General features: G+C 73.4%; 5 protein-coding genes. 2 read left to right on the top strand and 3 right to left on the bottom strand.

The genetic code is table 11. The annotated features are described in order from the left end of the window. The 3 genes from BCY76_RS16950 to BCY76_RS17810 all read right to left on the bottom strand — a co-directional run. Positions 1–772: hypothetical protein (locus BCY76_RS16950; RefSeq protein WP_201791169.1), on the bottom strand; the 772-nt coding region annotated here is incomplete at its 3' end. A 219-nt stretch (positions 773–991) separates the two neighbouring features. Further along, entirely contained in the window at positions 992–2,419 is a 1,428-nt protein-coding gene (locus BCY76_RS17815; protein ID WP_139827872.1) for a glycosyltransferase, read from the bottom strand. A gap of 8 nt (positions 2,420–2,427) precedes the next feature. Continuing rightward, on the bottom strand, positions 2,428–2,928 hold the full coding sequence (locus tag BCY76_RS17810) for a hypothetical protein (RefSeq protein ID WP_070159058.1): 501 nt from the start codon (positions 2,926–2,928) through the stop codon (positions 2,428–2,430). Positions 2,929–3,053: 125 nt separating this feature from the next. On the opposite strand from BCY76_RS17810, the gene BCY76_RS16940 reads away from it, so the two are divergent. Both BCY76_RS16940 and BCY76_RS16935 read left to right on the top strand, forming a co-directional pair. After that, positions 3,054–4,502, top strand: coding sequence for an ATP-binding protein (locus tag BCY76_RS16940; protein WP_170922745.1), 1,449 nt, complete (start codon positions 3,054–3,056; stop codon positions 4,500–4,502). 74 nt (positions 4,503–4,576) lie between these two features. Next, on the top strand, positions 4,577–4,854 hold a 278-nt coding region (locus tag BCY76_RS16935; protein WP_201791168.1), incomplete at its 3' end, for a hypothetical protein.

Here is a 4,854-nt window from a genome sequence, read left to right as displayed (position 1 = left end):
TCAGCGGTGAAGCCGCCGCCGACGGCCACCCGCCGCACCAGCCCGTCAGCACGGGCGGCGTCCCACCAGCGCGGCAGCTCCTGCTCGGCGGGTGACCCGGCGGCGGCTCCGACGCCGGCAGCGCCTCACGGACCAGCCCTGCGGCGGTGTCCAGGATCTTCTCCGGCGCCCGGGTGAACGCCCCGACGCGGGCGACGTCCTCCAGCACCTGCTCCGGCGTCTCCGGGGCCAGCACGAGCGAGGCGCCGTACTGACGCCGCGCCCACTCCAGCTGGTCCACCGCCGCCGGCAGCCAGTTCTCCTCCTGCAGGACGGCCCAGTCGGCCTCCCCCAGGACATGCTCCACCGTCCAGTCGACCGTGCGGATCGGCGCACTGGTGGGCACATCGGTGACGACCACCGCGCGGAAGGCATAGGTGGCCTCCCTGATGACCTCCACCGCACGGGTCAGCGCCACGTGCAGCGGAGCCGTCCGCCGGGTCATCACGGCCAGCACCACCGGCAGCTCGTAGAAGGTCTGCGGACGCAGGGTGCCCAGCGGGGCGAAGTCCAGAGTGGAGGGGACGGTGAGCACGGAGCCGCCGTGGCGGGCGCGCGCCCATCCCTCCAGGCTGGTGGACCAGGAGGTCGAACCGGCGACGGGCTCATCGGCCGGCTGCTCAGCGGCCGGCTGCTCAGGGTTCGGCTGCTCAGCGGTCGCTGCGGTGCTCTCGGCTGCGGTGCTCTCGGCTGCGGTGCTCTCGGCGTCGTGCGGCGCGGAGGAGGTCGGCATCAGCGGGGCTCCTGTCCTTCTGTCAGGCCGTCTGTCCGGCCGTCTGGCAGTCCATGGGCGTCGTGCGGGCGGGTCTCGATGCTCGGCGGCGCCGGGCTGGCCAGGTCGGAGGGAGACACCACCCGGCGGAAGCAGCTGGCCGTCCGCGGGTCCGGGGCCACATCCTCGCCGGCCCGTCCCCGCACCCAGGTGCCGGGGACGTCCGCCCAGCCAGGGCGCTCAGCATCCCTTCGGGCACGTGCTCGCCCACCACATAGACATGGCCGGGACGGTGGGCGCGGAGCAGGCGTCGCACCCCTGCGTGCAGGTGCCGCTGCCAGGTCCGCTCATCGGTCTGCAGACCGGCGGCGGTCGGCAGATGCAGCACCGGAGACGGCTCACGCTCCGGGTCGGCATCCCGCCCCGCCGACTCGTCAGGCCGGTCGGCGAGCCGCACCTGCAGCAGCGCCCGGTCCTCGACGGCACGCACATGAGCCTCGGCGGCGGCGACCACGGCGTCGTCGGCCTCGGCGGCGAGCAGCAGGCGGGGCCGTCCAGGGCCGGCAGATCACGGGGCTCGGCCGCCGCCGGGCGGCCCGTGGCCCGCACTCCGAGCTCCTCGAGCCTCCGGATGTGCATCTCCGGGCTGAACGCCAGAGCGAAGTCCTGCGCCCGCGCGGACTGGGCGAGGAACTTCTCCCGATCCGCGCGGAACTCGTCCACGATCCCCTGGACCTCGCGCGGCGTCGCGTACAGGGCGGCGTCGCCGAAGAGCTCCTCGAGGTAGGGCGGCATGATCGCCACGCACCCCGCGGCCAAGGCCTCCATGGCGGCGCGGCCGAAGGCCTCTTTCAGGTCCGGATGGTGCATGTAGACCCAGAAGTCGAGGCGCTCCAGGAAGTGTCCCGGCTCCTCCCCGCCGAACTCGATGACGTGCCAGCGGGAGGGGACGTAGCCCAGCTTGTGCTCGGCCACCTGGGCTCCCCCGAGGATCTCCACCTGATAGTCCGGGGAGTCAGGATAGGCCTGCAGGATGTCCTTGCCGGTGGCGGGCCACTTGCCCGGCTGCGGGCGGGAGTGCCGGCCGATCACGGGCTTCTCCCCGATGAAGCCTGCACGGCGGCGCACTTCGCCGGAGGTGCGGAAGATGTTGACCCAGTCCGTCTCCCGCAGCGGGACCCGGGTGGTCTGGTCCAGCACGGTCTGGCGCACCACCGGACCGATCGGCGCCCAGACCGGGTCCACGCCGAAGAGTCGGCGCACCCGGGCGTCGGTGGCCTCCACCGGATAGTGCCAGACGTCGGCGGCGTCGACGGCGGCATGGTTGACCACGATGATCACGTGGTCCGCGGTGAGCCCTTCGAAGGAGGCCCGGGTGCTGTAGATCACCGTCGGGTGCCTGATGATCAGCACCTTGGCGTGGAGCCGGTCCCGGGAGGAGGCGATCCGCACCCCGGGCAGGTCCAGGATCCGCTGGATGTGGGTGCTCCAGGGATTCGGATAGTTGGTGATCGAGCCCGCCGCATGCACCAGCGCGGTGCTGATGCCGGCCTCGGACTGGGCCCGGACCTCCTCCGCGATCGAGCTGGTGGTGCCGCCGGGCAGGCGGAAGTCGGAGAGGATGACGACGTCGACGACGTCCGCAGGGTCGGCCGGGGCTGCTGCCATGGCCGCCCTCAGCCCTGCTCTGGGCCGGCTTGGGTGGAGCTCTGGGAGGCGCTGCTCCGCAGGCCGCTCCCGGCCGGAGAGGGGAACGACTCCTCGAACAGCCGACGTCGCAGCTGGGCCTGGGCGGCCTCCTGCTGCTGCAGCAGACGGGCGAGGCGCTGCTCGTTGGCGCCGTGGACCTCGAGCTCCTCGCGCAGGCCCTGGATCACGTCCTCGGGAGAGATCTCGGGACGCGGCTCACCCACGCGACCCTCCTCGGAGCGGGTGCGGGTGCGCAGCACCGCCCGGTGCAGCACCGTGGCGCACCCGGCGACGAGCCCCTGGGTGGCCAGGATCAGCAGGACCAGCCCGATGGAGTCGTGGCCCAGCAGGAGCGCGACGACACCCACCAGGGACACCGCCGCCGTGGCGGCGAACACCACGAGCAGCAGCCGCATCCGGCGCAGTCGTCGACCGATCATCATCACCCGTTCCACTCCCCATGGTTCGTCCGGAATCGACAGCATCATTCATACCAGAGCAGGCTCCACGTCCGCCGTCGCCGCACCGCGAGGACGACGGCCCCGATCGACACGGACGAGACAGTCAGCAGATCTCCAGCGATCGCCCAGCCTCGGACTCCATGCTGGCGCACGTGACAGATCCTCAGGTCTACGACATCGCCCGGCACATGGCCGCCTTCGGCCGACGGCCCCTCAGCACGGTCCTGCTGGAGCGCGAAAGCCTCCGGCACGGGCTCACCACCCTGCGCAGCGGAGCGCTCACCTTCACCGCCTCCGACCCCCAGGGGCGGACCATGGCCTTCAACCGGACCGGCTCCGTGCTGAACTCCAGCCCCTCCTCCCCCATCGGGCGGAACAAGCAGTCCACCCGGCTGCTGCTGCTGGACGCCGGCGTCCCCGCGCCACGAGGGCGCCGGTTCGCCGGCCGGGACCTCGACGCCGCTCTCGCGTTCGCGGAGCAGATCGGCTGGCCGGTGGTCTGCAAGCCGGTGAACGGCACCGAGGGCAAGGGCGTGGTCACCGGCATCCGGGACGCCGAGGAGCTGCGCTGGGCCTTCGACGCCGCCCTGGACGCCTCCCGCGGCGTCCGGGAGGCCCTGGTCGAGGAGCACGTCGACGGCGAGGCCTACCGGATCATCGTGCTGGAGGGTGTGGCCGTCTCCGCCCTGATCAGCCGCCGCGGCGCCGTCGTCGGGGACGGCCGACGCACGGTGGCGGAGCTCATCGACGAGCGGCAGGCCATGCGTGAGCACAACCCGCATCTGATCGGGCGGCCCATCCCCCGCGGCGAGCCGCTGGAACGTCTGCTGGCCCGCCAGGGCACCGCCCTGGACGCCGTCCCGGAGGCCGGCGTGCGCATCGAGTACTCCTACGGATCCAACACCCACCAGGGCGGCGAGCACGCCCAGGTCCTGCCGGACATGCACCCCTCCCTGGTCGAGGCCGCCTGCCGGGCGGTCGCCCAGATCCCCGGACTGGGTTCGGCCGGGGTCGACTTCCTCATCGAGGACATCAGCCGTCCTGTGGACGAGCAGCGCGCCGCGATCTGCGAGATCAACTCGGTGCCGGCGATCGACTCCCACGAGTACCCGGTCTATGGCCCGGCCCTGCCGGTTGCCGCCCAGATGGTGGCTCGGGCGGCCGCCGCCGCGGGCCTCACCCTGCGCACCCCCTCACAGACGGGCGGCCCAGAGACGCTGAGCGTGGAGATGACGGTCTCGGGTCGGCTGCCCCACGGCGGATATGAGGACTGGTTCGCCGGCGTCGCGCAGGAGATGGGGCTGGTGGGGACCTGCCGTCGGCTGACCGACCGCACGCTGCGCGCCGTGGTGTCCGGACCCGCGGAGCACGTGGGGGTCTTCCTCTCCCGGGCCTATGAGGGCCCGGACCGCGCCGCGGTGCGCACCATCGAGTCCCGCCCCTGCCCGGCGCCGGACGCCACGGACTTCACGGTGCTCGACGGCGCGCCGCCGAGTCCACCGCCCCGGCGGCGCTCCCGTCGACGGCCGCAGGCGAGCTGCTGCGCGGTCGCGAGGAGGACACCTGGCTCATCCACACCGCCCTGCTGGAGGCCGGGCTGAGCACCCGCGCCCTGCCCGGGGGCTCCCTGACCGCCTCCCCGGCGGGGACCCGCCCCGGAGGCGAGGGCGCGGGCGTGGCCTTCACCCATCTGCGCTCCACCGGGAGCACCTACGGCGGCGCGGCCATCGCCCGGGACCGTGCGGTGCTGTGGCCCCTCCTCGAGGCCCGCGGCATCCCCACCCCCTCCTGGCGCCGATTCCGCTCCAGCGCCCACCGGTCCATGACGGAATTCGCCGAGGGTCTGGGCTGGCCGGTGGCGATCGGGGCCCTGGGGGCCGCGGTCCGACGCCGTCGCCGACGACGCCGACAGCTGGTCTCAGCCGCCCGGCGCGCCCACGATCGGGGACGCCG

The sequence above is a fragment of the Nesterenkonia sp. PF2B19 genome, assembly GCF_001758425.2.
GTDB lineage: Bacteria > Actinomycetota > Actinomycetes > Actinomycetales > Micrococcaceae > Nesterenkonia > Nesterenkonia aethiopica.
This window is presented reverse-complemented; position numbering and strand designations above follow the sequence as displayed.

Excerpts from the sequence above, each read along its gene's own strand:
- BCY76_RS17815 (WP_139827872.1), bottom strand. The coding sequence starts at position 2,419 with ATGGCAGCAGCCCCGGCCGACCCTGCGGACGTCGTCGACGTCGTCATC.
- BCY76_RS17810 (WP_070159058.1), bottom strand. The coding sequence starts at position 2,928 with ATGATGCTGTCGATTCCGGACGAACCATGGGGAGTGGAACGGGTGATG.